The sequence below is a fragment of the Dictyobacter kobayashii genome, assembly GCF_003967555.1.
GTDB lineage: Bacteria > Chloroflexota > Ktedonobacteria > Ktedonobacterales > Ktedonobacteraceae > Dictyobacter > Dictyobacter kobayashii.
This window is the reverse complement of the sequence record NZ_BIFS01000002.1, coordinates 2,442,073-2,459,264: the sequence shown is the minus strand read 5'-3', so window position 1 is coordinate 2,459,264 and position 17,192 is coordinate 2,442,073. Positions and strand designations below refer to the sequence as shown.

Sequence of the window (17,192 nt, the reverse complement as noted above, 5' to 3'; positions counted from 1 at the left end):
AGACCTGACCTCAGTGTACAAAGCGGGCCAGGAAGTCTTCGGTATGCCGGGCATAGCCGTCTGGATCAACAGTAAAAGCCAGGCCATGACCAGCGTCAGGGACAAGAAAACTTTCTTTATAGGTGGGACAGGCCTCATAGAGATGGTGCACCATAGCGGTCGGCACAAAAGTATCTTCCTCGCCATGGATGAACAGGATCGGGAGCGTTGTCTTCTTAACCTGCTTCAGGGCGGAGGCCTCCTCAAAAAAGAAACCGGAGCGCAACTTACAGACCAGGCTGGTCAGGGTCACAAAGGGGAAAGCGGGCAGGTGATACATGCGCTTCCCCTGGTAGGCCAGGATCTCGAAGGCCGAGCTATAAGCACAATCGGCTATGATCGCTTTAACCTGCATGGGTAGCGGCTCGCCGCTCGTCATCAAGACGGTCGCGCCCCCATCGAGATACCATGCAGCACAATCTGCGCATCCTCACCCAGGCGCTGCACCAGCAAGTGAATCCACTTCACATAATCCAAACGCTCATGCCAGCCAAAGCCAATATAGTTACCCTCACTCTCACCATGGCCACGCGCATCAGGCATCAACACATTATAGCCAAACTGCTCATGATACATCTGGGCGAACGGCCCCATATTCAATTTGGCGCTACCCGTATAGCCATGGGCCAGCACCACCGTCTTCGTCGTCGGCTGAGGAGCGGGCAAATAAAAACCACGTAACAGCAAACCATCCGCAGACTTCATCTCAACCAGCTCAAATGGCTGCTGCTCCACCCAGGGAACATCCGCAATCGGCAGATCCGAAGTCAAAACCTGCTGCAAATCTGGATTATCCACCAGAAAAGCCTTGGGCTGGCGATAGACCGCCACCCGGTAAAAATACAGACTGGACGCCACCAAAATCAACACCACCAGCACAACTATAACCAGAAGTACGATTCCAACAATTGACATAAATGCCGCCGCTCCTTTAACCAAGACGCATAATAATATATATACTATAGAAGAATGCCAGCCAACACAAAATAAAACGCTGGCAGTAGTATAAATCATCCATCCAACATCACCAAATACCCCTGACCATTTGTACACGCCCCACAGGCAACGTTGGTCCTTGAGAAAAATGAGGAGAGAAGAATAACCACACAGGTACATCCCCATATGATTGTTCTTCTCTCTCAAGGTCCTACAAGGGTCGCACGATGTTAAGAGCCAGGAGCGCTATTGGCATTGTGCTCCGTTGAGCGTGAACGAGGTTGGATTGTTGTTCGTGCTGCCAGTATTGGCGCTAAAACCAATATCTGTATTGCCGCCCGCCGCCAGGTTGCCGTTGTAGCTGGCATTGGTTACAGTCACCGCTGAACCCTGCTGGGTAAAGGTGCCGTTCCAACCGTTGGTAACCTGCTGGCCATTGGCGAAATTCCACTTCAGGGTCCAACCGCTGATGGCTGTAGAGCCGGTGTTGGTAATGACGATATCGCCATTAAAGCCACCTGACCACTGGTTCGAAATGCTATAGACTACTTTACAGCTAGCACCCGCCACAGGCGTACTGGTCGGCGTCGGTGTCGGAGGGATTGGCGTCGGTGTCGGAGGCGTTGCTGTCGGTGTCGGAGGGGTTGGCGTCGGTGTCGCTGTGCTGCCTGAATAGGTCAGGGTAACCTGCGAGATCTGTGGGTCCCAGGCGTTAGAGGCATCGGTTGGGAAGACCACTTTGACATAATTCGTACCCGCCGGTACGTTCACGGTATATTGAATATGTGTCCAGTTTCCTCCCAGATTATTCTTCTGTGGGCTGGCCTGGGTATAGCTGCTATTATCGGCCGAAGTATAAAACTGGAAATCGCTAACGGTCTGCGTGGGCCAGTAGTAGGTATCGGCCTGGAACTGGGTCATACCTGCCTGTTTCCAGATCGCCCATTCAGCCGAGGTGGCGGTACGCGTCAGGCGCGACGCATCATTATTGAAGTTCGCGGTATTGGTATTATCAAAAGTCAGGTTGCTGGAATGGGCAAAGATCTTCCCATAATCATTCAAAGGATCAACAATGGTCGATCCGCCACCACCATTACCACCGCCGCCGCCATTGCTCAAGGTCGCCAGGTGAGCTTTGAAGCCTTGCCCATAGCCGGTCGGCGTGCCATTGAAATCGCTGATCAGCCCGGGTGTCCCGGTGCAGCTATTGGTATTCCAGGCCCAGCCTAGATAACCGATGTTATGACTATCAAACCAGGGCATAATAGTATCGATAAAACCATGCTGGCAATCGTATTCTCCGATTTCGCCCGCGATCACCGGGAAACTTGACTGGATCGGCGCTACATTGCTGTCCAGACAACTGGTAGAGATACAGGCATTATTCGGATAGATATGGAAAGAGGCTACCAGATTGCTTTGCAGATTTGAGGGCAATTGTTGGACCTGATTCAGCCAGCCGGAGACATCATTAGAATATTGCAGTCCACCTAACATGAGGATGTTGGTCGCCCCGGTACCACGCACGGTGCTGATCAAGGACTTCATGCCAGCAACCGCAAAACCAGTATCATTACATGGACTACTATTGGCGCCCGAGCTACCATTCAGCCAGCAGGACCAGCTATTGGTATATGGTTCATTGTAGAGGTCAAAGATTACTGAAGAATTACTCTTGAAGGTGTTGGCCACCGACTGCCAGAAGGCCGGAGCATGGTCGGCATCCGGCATCGGCTGCTGGCCTAACGCCTGCTGACCACCGGAGCATTCCAGTGCAACTCCAGAATTACAATCTGGTTATTCTGGTTCAAAAGATTCACATAATTAATGATGTCCTGCTGATACTTTGCGCTCGAATCGCCATCGGACGGCTCGCCATTAATGCCTAGCCAGCAATCCTCATTCAATGGGACACGCACAATATCGGTATTCCAGCTGGTCATCACACTGACTGATGCCTGGTCATTCGGACCATCAAAGGTACTGCCACCACCCTTAACACACTGATACTGTGAGCCCGAGCGATCCACTCCATGGGGCACAATCACGTTTCCACTACCATCCTGGATCTGGCTGCCAACAACGTGCAAGCCAGTCGGCAAGCTACCACTTGCCTTTGCGGTCCTTGAAAAATTACTCAAGCTAAATGTACCAAAGCACAGGACCCCCAGAACCACCAGACACCCAAGATACAAGGCACGACGTCTTCTGGTCATAGTTCCTCCTGCTGGCCACATGCCAGCATTGGTAAGATCTCCATAGATCGTTACAACGGTTTTCAGTGATAGAACTCAGAACCAAATAATTGAGTATGCGCCTCTAAATAAGCTGCCAGTACCGCACAATGCCATCATAGGCACATACGCAGTCTATTCATTGAATTGAATAGTGTTTCAATGAATAGGTTTTAACATTAATATTTATACTTGTCAATATAATTATGGAAATAATCAGTTTTTCATGATTTTAGTGGCATAAATTATTCACTTTATTCCACTAACTAACTTTTATAAGTTTTCAGCTTGACTTTTAGCACATGAATACTGCTGGGATGCGGTTATCAAGGACAAGGGATTGCAGAAAATCTCAAGTGCAGGATCGAGAGATGCCAATGAATTTCAATGAATATCACGCATATATTCACCAATAATCCATGAAATAGCAAGTAGAATGGCATTTTTTAGGCAGGGATCAGATCAGTGGAGTGGCATACAAAACTCGCTCACGTAGCTTTGAAATAAGGTTATGGCCTCAATGCAGGTCCAGCTGGTCCGCGTCAACTCCTCGCGCCTCTTCTCAACGGCCGCGATAGCCTGTTCTGGTCGGCCCGCCGCCAGTTCATCTAACACCGGCAGGATAACGTTAAAGTTGTAGCCAGCTTCTCTGAGCAAAACCACCACGCGCAGGCGGCGCATCTGCTGTTCATCGTAGAGGCGATAGTGACTGTCACGATCGCGCAGCGGCTGCAAACAGCCCTGCTGCTCCCAAAAGTGCAGGGCCGAGATGCGCACACCCACCTGCTTGGCCGCCTCCCCCACCCGAAGAGGCTGCGGCTGGCGTGTAATGGCCAGAGGAGCGGATTGCGCGGCCAACGTGCTCAAGGCGGCCAGTGTCTGCTCAACCTGGAGGCGTTTGTTGGCTAGTTCAGCGTGGCGCTCATCAATCAGAGCAAGTGCGACTGAACCCCTACCCTCGTGCAACGCTTGCATGATCGCCCGCGTGCGCTGCCAGCCATAGCCACCGACCAGGCTGCGAGCAGTTTTGAGCGCAGCCAGATGCTGTTGCGTATAGAGGCGATAACCGCTCGGGCTACGCTCAGCCGGCGGTATAAAGCCACTGGCCTCATAATTACGCACCTGCTGGACACTGATACCGCCAGCGTGAGCCATGTCTATAGTACGCAGATAGGTACCAACCATCATGCAAAATCCTCAAGTAAGATAAGAAATCTCTTTCCATCGACATACTTATTTATATCACATAAAACAAGAAAGTTGAGCACAATGAAACCTTAATCATACCCATGCGCAAACCCCATATCTGGTACCTGACCCTCCACCATTGTATATACAATCAGCGGTGAACCAATGATCCAGCAAAGCCTCATAAACGCAGCATTGACTAATTCCCGCATATAAGCTATTATTTCAGATGAGGAAAAGTTTCATGTTTACATTACGCCGCTACACTCCCGCCGATCAGCAAGCCGTCGAACATCTCCATGTGTCTGCTATTCAGCAAACCGGAGCCTATCTGGGACGTGGCCCCTGGGATGATGATGTCTATGCTATCGAGGACACATATCTCCAGAATGGGGGTGAATTTCTGATTGGTGAGTGTGATGGTCAGTTTGTGGCAATGGGCGCGCTGAAGCGAACCAGTCCACAGCGAGCCGAGATCAAACGCATGCGCGTCTCTCCTGCTTATCAGGGACATGGTTACGGCCAGCGCATTCTAGACGAGCTCGAAGCCCGTGCCCGCGTCCTCGGCTATCAAACCCTGCACCTCGACACCTCTATCCTCCAGATCCCAGCTCAGAAGCTTTACGAAAAGAACGGCTTCCACGAAGTCGGCCGAGACACCTACCAACAGCAAATCGACAAAGATACCTACCAGCAGCTCGAAGTCATCCTATACGAAAAACCCTTAACATAAATCCCAGGCAAGCAATTGGACGCAGCAAGAAACACGATCTGTACGTGCGGGGCTTGCCCCCGCTTTTAAACTACCTGCTCGAAAAGTCAACATAAAAATATTTTTGCAGCTATTTAGATGAGAGCGCAGAAATCTACATAGCGCGGACGCCTCCTGGTGCGCTACAATCTTTTTATAGAGAGACAATTCTTCTTTATATTCTGCTTTTGCTTCTTATTGAGAACTATGTAGATATGTTATACTCAAAGTTACTTCATCATCAATAGAGAAGAGGGAAAAAAGTGAGTCAGGAAGCATTATCCCCAGCTTCATTGGGTTTTCTACGTGTGGCAGTAGTTGCTCCAGAGTTACAGGTGGCAGATATTCGTTATAATACCCGGGTGATTATCGATGCCTTGCGGGAGGCAGCGGCCCGCGGATGCCGGCTGGCCTTGTTTCCTGAGCTGTGTATCACCGGCTATACGTGCGCCGATCTGTTCTATCAGTCTTTGTTGCAGCAACAGGCCAGGGAAGCGTTGCTGGATATCGCCGAGGCGGCGGGCGAAGCGCAGATAGCGGCGGTCGTAGGTCTGCCATTTGAAATTGGCGGCAAACTGTATAATTGTGCCGCGTTCGTGAGTGAGTATGCGGTGCAGGGTCTTGTGCCCAAGACGTATCTACCCACGAACAACGAATATTATGAAGAGCGCTGGTTCACCTCAGCAAAAAATTGCCCGCTGGATGTCGTTCAGCTGGCGGGCCAGACCATCCCATTTGGGACCGATCTACTCTTTTCCGCGCTTAATTTCCCGGGTTGTGTGATGGGGATCGAGGTCTGTGAGGATCTGTGGGCGGTTCAGCCACCCAGTGGAGATATGGCCCTGGCTGGCGCAACGGTCCTGCTGAATCCTTCGGCGAGCGATGAAGTTTTGGGCAAGGCCGACTATCGGCGTGGCCTGGTACAGCAGCAGGCGGCACGCTGTCTGGCGGCCTACCTCTATGCGGGCGCGAGCGCGAACGAATCAACTACAGACGTTGTGTTCTCCGGACACTGCATGATCAGCGAAAATGGCATCATGCTGGCCGAGACGGAGCGTTTCCTTTTTTCGACCCAGATGGCGATGACGGATATCGATGTCCAGCGCATGAACCACGAGCGCCTGAGGAACAGCAGTTTCTCGGCCGCCCTGCCCAATCAGTCATATCGCGACATCCAGTTCAATCTGCCAATCGGGACAGCCGCAGCCGAGACGGAGAAGTTGCTGCGCCCAGACCTCTCCCCGACACCTTTTGTACCTGCCAATCCAGCGCAGCGGGCCAAGCATTGTCAGGAAATCTTCCATTTGCAGGCCATTGGACTGGCCAAACGGCTCAAGCATACCGGTATTAAGCAGGTCACACTGGGCCTGTCCGGTGGTCTGGATTCGACGCTGGCCCTGCTGGTCACGCAACAGGCCTTTGAGATCCTGAAGCTGAAGCGTGAGGGCATCGTGGCGATCACCATGCCGGGCTTTGGAACCACCAGCCGCACCTTAAACAATGCCGAGCAACTGGCGAAATCGCTGGGCATCACGCTGCGGCAAATTCCCATTCGCGAAGCGGTCCTGCAGCACTTCAAGGACATCGGGCACGATCCCAAGGTGCATGACATAACGTATGAGAATGCACAGGCCAGGGAGCGCACACAGATTCTAATGGACATGGCCAACCAGATCGGCGGCCTGATGGTGGGGACCGGCGACCTCTCCGAAATGGCCCTGGGCTGGTGTACGTACAACGCCGACCATATGTCCATGTATCATGTCAACGCGGGAGTTCCTAAGACACTGGTTCGCTACCTGATCGAGTGGAGCGCCGACAGTGTTTATAGCGGCACGACCTCCGAGGTGCTAAAGGATATCAGCGCCACGCCGATCAGCCCTGAACTGCTGCCACTGGGAGAGAACGAGGCCCTGGTCCAGGAGACCGAGGCCACCATCGGCCCCTACGTCCTGCACGATTTCTTCCTTTTCTATGCGGTGCGTCACTCTTTCGCCCCGCGCAAGATCTTCTGGCTGGCCTGCCAGGTCTTCAAAAACCACCATACGCCAACTGAGATCCTGGATTGGCTGCATACATTTTACCAGCGCTTCTTCGCCTCACAATTCAAGCGTTCAGCCATGCCTGACGGCCCCAAAGTCGGCTCGGTCGCGCTCTCGCCAAGAGGAGATTGGCGCATGCCCAGCGATGCCAGCAGTGCCCTGTGGCTCCAGGAGGTCGATGCCCTCAAAGAGCTGATCGAACACAAATAGTCATCTTTGACCTGGCGAATGTGCAATTCGCAGGCAAGCATCTCGTTCATTTGTGGGCGGGCGCAGACGCGCCCGCCTCTTTTTTTCTTGTGTGGTGTAAAGCTCACTTTTACACCACACAAGATGCTTCTTGAGCGCCGAAAGCGCGCAAACTCAGGCGCGAAGAGCGCGGCGAACATCAGAACCAGACATACCCACAGCATTAATACGTCACAGTGGTGTGTAGATAGATAGGCTACCCATCCTTTTGTAGTAGTATTTTTTCAGAAACACCAGTATAATAGTCATCATCTCTTTAAAAAGTGTATGTAATGCAGCTGACACACGACCATTGGGAAGGATCTCATCGGTGACAAAAACACAATGGCAACCACTGATTAAGCCTGTTGTACTTTTAGATATCATGAAATTACCGCCCAAAGAGGTGCAACAGGTCATGGAGAAAATCACGCTACTGATACAAGATCCACGACCTGATGGCAGGACGAAGAAACAGCTGCTTCATGTGCCGGGAAAACCTTATCGCATTCGCTCGGGCCGCTACCGTATTTTTTATACCTACAATCAACACATGGTCTCCATTTACAAGATAGATCGCCGCAATGAAAGCACCTATAAAGATGAAGGCGCGCCAGAAGATGCTCCAGATGCAGATGAGCTGAATGAATTGGAGCTGGATGAGAGCGAATTACCTCCTACCCCTCGTACTGATTGGGAGCATGTCTATACACACACGACCAATCAAGCGCTGCCAGAGCCGATTACGATTGAGATGCTACAAAAACTTCGCATCAATCAGGCATATTATCCTCGCCTGCTACGCATCACCGACGAAGAAGAGCTGATCAATTGTCCGGGCGTCGATCAAGACACGATGACCAGGCTGATGGATTACCTCTATGCTCCTCCATTGAGTGAGGCCATGCAACAGCAGGATCTGGTCCTCAATGAAGTCGAAGACCTCCTCCGTTATAAAGAAGGCGAGCTGCTCAATTTCTTGCTGAAACTATCGCCGGAGCAAGAAAAATATGCCCATTGGTCGCTCAGCACGTCAGGTCCTACGCTGGTTAAGGGAGGACCCGGGACCGGGAAGAGTACGGTCGCCCTGTATAGGATTCGTTCACTGCTCGAGCGGCTGCTCCAACAGGGCCATAAAACGCCTACCCTGCTCTTCACCACCTATACGAATGCCCTGGTTAAGTCATCGCAACAGCAATTAAAGCAATTGCTGGGCGAAAATGCCCGCTATGTGCAGGTCGATATGGCCGATAGCATTGTGTACCAGGTCTTAAACAGCTGCGGCATGGCCAAGTTTCCAGCCCTCTTCAATAGCAATAGTGAGATGCAGGAATTGACACGCCAGGCCATAGCCGAAACAACATTTAGCGGCAGTAAGCTTCAAGTGCAGGTCCAGAAGCGCATCATTGAACAGATGGGGACGGACTACCTGCTGCAAGAGTTCCATGCCGTCATCATTGGACGCCAGATCAGCACCCTGGCGGATTATCAGAAAACGACGCGTAACGGGCGCAAACTACGCCTGAGCTCAACCCATCGGGCCGCTGTCTGGCAGGTTTACCAGCGCTGGTGCCAGATATTGCAGGCGGCCGGAAAAGAGACCTGGCAGCAGCGCCGTGCCCGCGCCGAGGTCCTGACGCCGAAAAGTCCACTCTATCATTCTTTTGACGCCGTCGTGATTGATGAAGCCCAGGATCTCGATCCCAGTTCATTGCGCCTGCTGCTGCAAGTCTGCAAAGCCCCCAACCGTCTCTTTGTGACCGCGGATGCCAATCAGTCTATTTATGGCAATAGCTTCTCCTGGTCGGATGTACATCAAGATTTAAAATTCCAGGGTCGCACCAATATTTTGCGCGCCAATTATCGCTCAACGCTCGAGATTAGCGAGGCCGCGCGCTCATATCTCAGGAACAGCGCATTGGAGCCCGACGAAACAGGGGAACAGCAATACCAACAGCAATACCAACAGCAATACCAATATAGTAACAATGGTCCGCTGCCCGATGCACGCACCGTCATCAACAACGCCTATGAAGTCAAACTACTCAAAAACTTCTTCAAAAAGGCCAGCCTCCACCTGCGCCTCACCCTCGGCTCGTGCGCCATCCTCTGTCCCAGCGATCAGGTAGGGCGCGCCTTAGCAGCCGCACTGACCGAGAGCGGCATCGAGGCCACCTTTATGGCGGGCCGCGACCTGGATCTCTCACATTCCGGTGTCAAGATCCTCACCCTCAAATCATCCAAAGGACTGGAGTTCCCTATTGTTGCCCTGGCCGGTTTTACCACCAGCAGCTATCCCGCGCTGCCAGCACAGGGGACCCCGGAAGAGATCGAGGAGATCCTGCACCGTGAGCGCCGCACCCTTTTCGTCGGCATGACGAGGGCGATGCGGGCCCTGCTGGTCGTGATCCCCCATCAAACCACCAATCCATTACTGCAAGGCTTCGAAGAGGCCTATTGGAACCTACACGGTACTATTTGAGAGCAGGAGTCAGCCATGCGTACCTTGCGCCTACCCCAACAACTTCCGCCGTCCGCTACGTTGACCGCAATCAACGCGAATTTACGTAGCGGCCAGTGGTGCCTGGATTGGAGTGATGTCAGACCACCTGTCCTCCAAAAACAACTGGAGGTCCTTTTTCAGCACCTGAACCTGGTTGAGCACTTCGACATTATTGGGGGCGACACCATTCCAGAAGCATTCACCCCTCTGGTGGAAGCTGCCTTTAATGCCCTCGCAACACAAAGAGCTGACCAGACCATACGACTGCCCCACCTCCCTTCACAATCCACACGCCTCCCTGAACTCTGGCTACCGGACGATGAAACGCACCCCGCGCGCTAGCGGACTACCAGCCACAACCTACCTTCTCCTATGGAGAGGAGGAGTTCGAGTCCATCCAGTTTGTTGAAGATGAGTCTGAACGCACCTTGCTCAAACGCATCCGCATCGATAGCGAGGAAGAGGCTGGTAGCGGACTGGATATGTTCCAGCTGGCCAATGCGGACCCCGGTGAACTCTCCGCTATGCTACAGCCACTCGCCTCGGCGTATAGTCACTGGCTCAACGAGCAGACCAGTTATAAAAATCCTTCAATGCGACAAAGCACCGGGGCTCTACAGTCAGCACAACAGGCCCTACAGGGTATTCGCGCCGGTATTACCATGCTAGGAACCAATCTACAGGCTGCCCGGGCCTTCTCCTTCATGAACCGCACCATGTGGCTACAGCGCATCCATACCCTGTTCAGCGAGAGCGGTACCAGTGCCCATAATGATCACTCGGTTTTACTCACGTTGGACCAGCCCGCCAATCGGAGTTGGAAGCCGCTCCAGCTCACCTTTCTCCTCCTGAATATCCCCTCCCTCTCGAACATCCACACCCTCTCTCACCGCGACATCTACCTGAGTGCCAGCGCTGACCTCCCTGGCCGCAGACCGAAGACGACAAAAATGAGGCGTACCGGGGCCTGATCGCCTATCTACTGGCAACCTATCGTCTACAAGCAAGCGGCAGTAAACAGCCACTATCCAACCGGGAAGTAGACATCATTCTGGGTACCAGCCATCCATTGCTTGCGCGCCACCAACGCTACCGCACAGCCGCCCTGCTCTGCGCCTGCGAGGCCATCCGCCGCACCGAGACTGGCACATGGGGTCTTCTCCCCTGTCGCCTGGGCATCACCATCGATCCAGCTCCAGACAATGCCAGCGACCCTGGCTCACAAAGCTATGCTGGTAGCCTGTTTTCTCATTGCCCTGGTGTCGTGCCCGTATTACAAGCCACCGCGCACCAATCGCCAGAGAGCCCCAACGCCTCCTCCTCTACTGCAACGATCAAGCAGGCAAATGTATTTTCAGTCAGGCCCATGCCAGCAAAGAGGGGCTTCCGCTACGTTTCATCGAGGCTGCTGCCTACCAACGTATCGTACAAGCCGCCGATATGCGGTCAGGACCTTTCATTATGCATTAAAATACGGTACTATCAAAGAGTTCCCATAAAACAGCGAACAAGAACGATAGAGATGGAGTTATCTGTATGGCAAATGAATCCGATGCCACCCGTCACCAGATCAGTACAGTAATGGCCCAGGTCTTCGCGCTCGTCCAGGCGTGTCCACAGGGCAGGGTTACAACCTATAGCTGGATCGGCAAAGCCCTCGGCTATCCACGTGGCGCCCGCATGATCGGTTGGATCATGCATGAGGCCAGCGACTCTACACCAGCCCAGCGCGTCATCAATAGTAAGGGTGAGCTCAGCGGTAGCCGGGCCTTTGGACAGATCGGCCGTATGCGCCAGCTCCTCGAAGCTGATGGCGTCACATTCCTCCCGATGGACGCGTGGACCTCAAACGCTATGGCTGGGACCCCGCCCGCGACCTGAGCGCAGAGGAGCTGCAACAGATTCTAGCCGCGGCAGAGAGCCAGCCGGTCGAACCCAATGCCCGTACCCTCAACCTGCTCCAGACCGATCCCGCCTCCCCCTTCAAAGACGCATAGGCCAAACAACTATTATTGCTGGAGCGCGCAGAGCGTCTTCACACGCTCCAGCTAGTTTAGCATGTTTGTTCTAGCTTTTAAATAGGCAATATATCACGACCAAACACGTTATTCGTGGGCATTTTGGTAACTACTCAATTCATGGCGATAGACATTTTTTATTTGCATATTGACATACAACAGAATAAACATAATAATCAGGCCTGAAAAAATGAAGCGTTAAAAGACTCTTTGACGTATCAACTATAGATTAAACTACATATCTAATCTTATCAAACCCATATAGCGCCAACAAAAGACCAGAAGATTTATAAAATATAAGACGTTATTAGGAAGACACATAACAAGGATGTGACATCAGCATATGAATAACAGGTATAATGCAGAACAGCACCAGGCCCTCAAGCGCTACGATCCTATCTGGAAATCTCTACGCATCGATCGTGGTATCAGCATTCTTCAAGGGCTCGCTTATCTGGTCATCATTGCTTTTTATATCTCACTGTACAGTAGCACACAAAACCCCACCTTTGGCATCATTCTGTTTGGTATATTGTTACTTCAGCTTATCTTCACCCAGATACGACAAGAACGGCATTGGTTGCGTGTCGGGGAGCGCCGCCTGTATGCATTACACAATGATGTACCGATGCAGGGGCAAATAGTAAAAGATCCTGCCAAGCAACCAGCAGCTCTACCATTTGTGGTAGCGCTGGATTGGAAGCGCAATGTGCTTATCATCATTGGTGTAGCGACGGCGATCTTTATTGTAGTGGTAGTGGCAGTATTTCTCTGGCCGGGGACTTCTGATCAAAATGTCTTTATAGCCATGCTCTTATCTGTAATTATCTTTTTTGTGGTTGTCATGATATTGCTCTCACTGGCCTACCAGGCATATTTCTTGCGGCAACGTATCGAGGTCAGCGAGGATGGCATTACGACTCGCTTCCGAGGCCAGGAATATCACATGCGCTGGCAAGATGCGCGCATCTTCGCGCAGTATGGCTCAGGCGCCATGGGGCAATATAAGCAGATCTTTGAGATCTCCAACGAACAGGTCATTGTACGCTGGTCCCAGGGCGAATTTCTAGGAAACTTTTTGCTGAAGGCCATGAGTAACACGACTGGCAAGCAGGACTACAACTGGCTAATTAGCCGTGTGAATGCCCTGGTGGCTGAGCATACAAGCTTGCCGCTAATACGCCTGGATAACGCCTCGCCGATCAAACTCAATTCAGAGGTGCGACAACGCCTGCAGGGCCTTACCAATCCACAGACCGAAGCGGCATCCACGGCCATACCGCTGGCACAGTATGATCCGCTGGTACAACGCTTACAGTGGCGGGGCGAGAGCGGACGGGCAATGCTCATAGCGTGCGGGGTTAGCCTGCTGTTGTTCATCTATGGGATACTAAGCCTGGCCCATCTACTGGTCATCCCTCCACTACAAAGCTTTGGCAATGGCTTCTGGCTGGTGATCGGTGGGATGCTGTTCGTGGTATTTGCACTCACACTGGGCATCCTATCGGTCAGCCAACGCTACTGGCAGCGCATAGCCAGCCTGCGCCAGCGCGCCTCACAAACGCCGGCCACTTTTGAGGTATCCCCTCAACCCATGCCAACCGCCGAATTACCACAACCAGCCAGCCTGATCATTCGCAGCCGCGCCAGTTACCTCTTTACCATACTTTTTATAGAATCCTTCATAATCTGGTCGCTTGTGAATGGCAGCCTCATCAATGGCCTGATTCATCAACACCTGGAACCCGTTGGGCTCCTGATCTCGCTGGTAGTAGCGCTGCTGATGAGTGTCCTTATGACCCCATTTATCCAGCGCTCCTCGCAGCGACGCATTGAGGTCAGCTCTCATGGCATCTCGACGCGCCTCAATATGATTGATAGCTATATCAACTGGCAGGACGCCCGACTGTTTGCGCGCTACCAGAGCCTGCAACTGCGGCGACGATCTCCACGCAATCATTACTATGAGCTTGCCAGCCAGCAAACAGTAGTGCGCTGGTTCGTGAACGGGGGCCGCTTCTCCTTCATCACGACCGAACCCAAAATGGGCCAGGAGCAATACGAAAACTGGTCACAAGCCCTGGCCAGCTACATTACAGCACGTACCCAATGTCCCTTATTAGATTTAAATACAGAAGAGATGAAATAGCATGGTCAAGAATCATTTTAGTGACGCAACCTTTGCGCCAGAAGATCCACAGTTAGCCACACAGGGGCAGATACCGCTCAAGACATTCTTAATTGTTTATAGTATCGCATCCATTATGATATTATCTTCGGTATTTTTTTTATCTATCGACGATTATTCAGACATAATCCATGTTCTTGTAAGCCGCCAATTTCTCAGAGACATTATCATATGTTTGATTACTTTATTGAATTTTATAACCTTTATCGATAATTTCTATTTCCCGTTGCGCTACTGGCGCGCATTACAACAGAAAAGACAGCTGGCATTTTGGCAGCCCGAGAACTATCTGGCCTCGGATCAGCCTATCCCATCGCTTGAACTGCCACAACCAACAAGAATTGCGACCACTACAAAATTAAACACTTTGTTCCTGCTTATCCTACTATATAGCTTCATCTTAATGGTATTAATCTGCGTATCATTACCCAATTTGCCCTTATTCAATACTTTATTGATAAGCACCGGAGTCGCTTTGATGGTAGGTATATTGGCACTTATTACAACATATGTACAGCGCCGCAAACCTAAATGGCCCTATGTAGAAGTGCGCGAGAACGACATCGCTGCCGCGCTGGATAAGATCAGGGAGCCATTGCCATGGCAGAATATCCGCTTCTTTGCAACCTATAAAGGACCATCCACACTCTTCACGGTTGGTACTAACAAATATACTCGCTATTATGAACTGGCCACTCCCCAGAAGATTATCCGCTGGCGACACCAGTTTAAGCTCTCATCCTGGCTAGAGACGCGGCCCGCACTCGACCAGGACGCCTATGACCACTGGCATCAGCAACTGCTCGGCTACATCAAAGAGCGTACCAACCTACCCCTGGTCGATCTGGACGCAGTACCGATGCCAACCCGAAAAAATAAGAGAAATAGTTATGCTCAATCCGCGAATCAATAATCATTAAAACAGAATATGGAAACAACCAATGAAGGATCTAAATAAGCTGCCCGATGCGACACTGAGCAAGGAGATCAAACGCACCGATCCGATCTGGCGCATGATGCGCATCATGCGCATCGTGAGCATCTTCCTGAGCCTGCTCTTTTTGAGCGGCATCGCATATTTTCTAGCAGGCTTCTTTACGGGTGAAAAACTCTTCACCATCCTTGGTAGCCTTTTCATGTTGAGCTTATGGCTGCTACAAACTGTTTACCAACAGATCTCGAACGAACGACACTGGCTACGCATCGGGGCACGCCGCCTGGATATGTTACATAATGGTATATCCCCGCAGATCCAATCTGCCAGAGTTCCAGCGCCTGAAGCAGCACCACTGCCGCTTGTTGTATCCCTGGACTGGAACCGCAAAGCCATTATTATCACCGGTATAACATTGCTTATTCTCTTGCTGCTAGCGCTTGTGGGATATGTATTGTGGAGAGCAGATGGCAGTGATGGCTATTTTTTTGTGGTCATATCTGGCTCCCTACTTTTCTCTATAATACTCGTATTTTTACTGGGATTAGCCTACCAGGCCTATTTCTTGAGGCAACACATTGAGATAGATGAAGAGGGCATCACGACACGCTATCAGAGGCAGGAATATCGCATCCGCTGGCAAGATGCACGCCTGTTTGCTCAATATAGCAGCAATAGTTATGGAGGCGGGCAAACGTTTGAACTGTCAAACGAACAGGTCATTGTGCGCTGGTCCAAGGATGCAACGCTCGGAAACTACTTGTTGAAAGCAGCGAACAACTTCGCCGACCACAACTATTATGACACCCTGATCGAGCAGGTCAATGCCCAGGTAGCCGAACACACCCACCTGCCGCTGCTGCGCCTGGATATTATCAAGCCAGCGACAAAAAAAAACCAGTGAAAATAACGCATAGATAACTTATTTCATGAAAACCAGCTATAGAAAAGACGGAATGATATGATTGATAATAACTTTAGCGCTACAACCTTTGCTCCAGTAGATCCACAGATAGACACCAGGAATCAAGCTATAAACAACATCATATTGATTTTTTATGGCATTTTTTCTGCTATATATTTGCTTGTTATATTTACTCTGCCATTTAACCCCTTCAATTTAGTCGGCACACTCAGAAGTGTGGCTTTATTCCTGATTCTTTTCTTAAATTTCTTCCTGAATTTTTATAATACGTATTTGCCGCAGCGCTACTGGCGCAGATTGCAACGAAAGCGACAGCAGGCATTCGCGCAACCAGCGAGCTATCAAGCCTCATACCAACCCGTTCCAGCTCCTCAAATACCTCAACCTGATAGAGTTGTTACCACTACAAAAGTAAGTGCTATATTACTGATCATCCTGCTATTTAGCTTCATTTTTCTGACAGTAATGGGTGTTTTATCTTTTAGTATATCGCTGCTCGTTGCTTTACTGATAGGAGCTGTAATCACGCTGGCAATAGGCATATTGTTATTTATTGCAACATATATAGAGCGAAGTAAGCCGAAATGGCCCTATGTCGAGGTGTCCGAAGACGGTATCGCTACCGCGATAGATAAGATCAGGCAGCCAATACCATGGCAGGATATCTGCTTCTTCGCGACCTATAAAGGACCATCCACGCCCATCAAAATTAATAGTGACAAATATGCCCCCTACTATGAGTTAGCCAGCCCACAGAGGATCATCCGCTGGCAATACCATTCCAGGCTCTCTCCACGGATAAAGATCCAGCCTGAACTCGACCAGGCCGCCTATGATCGCTGGCATCAGCAACTGCTGGGCTACATCAAAGAGCGTACCGGCCTGCCTCTAGTCGACCTGGACGCCGTACCCGCGAACTGGGCATCCTGATCAGCAAAGCTAGCGTGATCTCGACGCTGTCGAGCACGTTCAGCAGCGACCTCAGCGACTCCAAAGCGGCATAAAAGCTAACACATTCACAGCCCACAAAAGCAGAGACGGCATGGCTCTTCAATCCAGCCATGCCGTCAATACGTTCAATTTAAGAACATGCAAAAAGAAAAAAAACGACAGTACGTGCGGGGCTTGTCCCCGCTTGCTTGCTTCTAGCCTGGAGACGCACTCCAAAATGCGATATGGTACGTTTTTTCACCGCTGCATAGCATG

The 17,192-nt window shown here is 51.2% G+C and carries 14 protein-coding genes and 1 pseudogene; 11 read left to right on the top strand and 4 right to left on the bottom strand.

The window, feature by feature from the left end; genetic code table 11:
- Positions 1–10: 10 nt before the first annotated feature.
- The 4 genes and pseudogenes from EL645_RS46130 to EL645_RS37170 form a co-directional block, all read right to left on the bottom strand.
- Positions 11–954 (bottom strand): annotated as a pseudogene (locus EL645_RS46130) (alpha/beta hydrolase).
- A gap of 267 nt (positions 955–1,221) precedes the next feature.
- A complete protein-coding gene (locus tag EL645_RS41980) occupies positions 1,222–2,706 on the bottom strand; it encodes a cellulose binding domain-containing protein (RefSeq protein ID WP_218032253.1) in 1,485 nt (494 codons plus the stop codon).
- An 11-nt stretch (positions 2,707–2,717) separates the two neighbouring features.
- On the bottom strand, positions 2,718–3,191 hold the full coding sequence (locus tag EL645_RS41975; protein ID WP_218032252.1) for a glycoside hydrolase family 5 protein: 474 nt from the start codon (positions 3,189–3,191) through the stop codon (positions 2,718–2,720).
- A 480-nt stretch (positions 3,192–3,671) separates the two neighbouring features.
- The gene (locus EL645_RS37170) at positions 3,672–4,397 is read right to left on the bottom strand and encodes a MerR family transcriptional regulator (protein WP_126557419.1); all 726 of its coding nucleotides are present in this window, start codon (positions 4,395–4,397) and stop codon (positions 3,672–3,674) included.
- Between the two features lie 244 nt (positions 4,398–4,641).
- Here EL645_RS37170 and EL645_RS37165 point away from each other — a divergent pair, with 244 nt between their 5' ends.
- The 11 genes from EL645_RS37165 (at position 4,642) to EL645_RS37115 (ending at position 16,916) form a co-directional block, all read left to right on the top strand.
- Positions 4,642–5,130, top strand: coding sequence for a GNAT family N-acetyltransferase (locus tag EL645_RS37165; protein ID WP_161978004.1), 489 nt, complete (start codon positions 4,642–4,644; stop codon positions 5,128–5,130).
- Positions 5,131–5,411: 281 nt separating this feature from the next.
- Positions 5,412–7,400: an NAD(+) synthase gene (locus EL645_RS37160; RefSeq protein ID WP_126557417.1), complete on the top strand. Its 1,989-nt coding sequence runs from the start codon at positions 5,412–5,414 to the stop codon at positions 7,398–7,400.
- Between the two features lie 349 nt (positions 7,401–7,749).
- Positions 7,750–9,900: a UvrD-helicase domain-containing protein gene (locus tag EL645_RS37155; RefSeq protein WP_126557416.1), complete on the top strand. Its 2,151-nt coding sequence runs from the start codon at positions 7,750–7,752 to the stop codon at positions 9,898–9,900.
- 15 nt (positions 9,901–9,915) lie between these two features.
- Entirely contained in the window at positions 9,916–10,263 is a 348-nt protein-coding gene (locus tag EL645_RS37150) for a hypothetical protein (RefSeq protein WP_126557415.1), read from the top strand.
- Positions 10,264–10,349: 86 nt separating this feature from the next.
- Positions 10,350–10,892 (top strand): hypothetical protein, encoded by a 543-nt coding sequence (locus EL645_RS37145; protein ID WP_126557414.1) that lies wholly within the window; start codon positions 10,350–10,352, stop codon positions 10,890–10,892.
- A 565-nt stretch (positions 10,893–11,457) separates the two neighbouring features.
- The gene (locus EL645_RS37135) at positions 11,458–11,802 is read left to right on the top strand and encodes an MGMT family protein (protein WP_126557412.1); all 345 of its coding nucleotides are present in this window, start codon (positions 11,458–11,460) and stop codon (positions 11,800–11,802) included.
- Positions 11,760–11,918 carry a hypothetical protein gene (locus tag EL645_RS39855; RefSeq protein ID WP_161978003.1) on the top strand — a complete coding sequence of 53 codons (159 nt, stop codon included), beginning with the start codon at positions 11,760–11,762 and terminating at the stop codon, positions 11,916–11,918. Before EL645_RS37135 ends, EL645_RS39855 begins: the two co-directional genes overlap by 43 nt.
- 364 nt (positions 11,919–12,282) lie before the next feature.
- A complete protein-coding gene (locus EL645_RS37130) occupies positions 12,283–14,088 on the top strand; it encodes a hypothetical protein (protein ID WP_126557411.1) in 1,806 nt (601 codons plus the stop codon).
- 1 nt (position 14,089) lies between these two features.
- A complete protein-coding gene (locus EL645_RS37125) occupies positions 14,090–15,040 on the top strand; it encodes a hypothetical protein (RefSeq protein WP_126557410.1) in 951 nt (316 codons plus the stop codon).
- A 28-nt stretch (positions 15,041–15,068) separates the two neighbouring features.
- On the top strand, positions 15,069–15,965 hold the full coding sequence (locus EL645_RS37120; protein ID WP_126557409.1) for a hypothetical protein: 897 nt from the start codon (positions 15,069–15,071) through the stop codon (positions 15,963–15,965).
- 318 nt (positions 15,966–16,283) lie between these two features.
- Positions 16,284–16,916, top strand: coding sequence for a reticulon family protein (locus tag EL645_RS37115; RefSeq protein ID WP_126557408.1), 633 nt, complete (start codon positions 16,284–16,286; stop codon positions 16,914–16,916).
- Positions 16,917–17,192: the final 276 nt, after the last annotated feature.